The organism is Mycobacterium sp. KBS0706, assembly GCF_005938675.2.
Lineage (GTDB): Bacteria > Pseudomonadota > Alphaproteobacteria > DSM-16000 > Inquilinaceae > Inquilinus.
In genome coordinates, this window is record NZ_VCCH02000447.1 from 1 (window position 1) to 208 (window position 208).

General features: G+C 69.7%; 1 protein-coding gene. It reads left to right on the plus strand.

Annotated elements, in window-relative coordinates:
• Positions 1 to 208 (plus strand): transposase (locus FFK22_RS42630; RefSeq protein ID WP_186003005.1); only part of this gene is annotated, 208 nt, incomplete at both ends.

The window sequence follows — 208 nt, forward strand, 5'->3', positions numbered from 1 at the left end:
CGCGCTCGCCCATGCCGGCAAGAGCGGCCGCCGTGTCGTCTCCGCCTTCATCGCCACCGCCTTCGCCCAGGAGGATGCCGCCGCCGGCCAGGCCCAATGGCGCAAGGTCGCCGACCAGCTCCGACCCAAGCTTCCCAAGCTCGCCGGCTTCATGGATGCAGCCGAGACCGACGTCCTGGCCTATATCGGCTTCCCCAAGGACCACTGG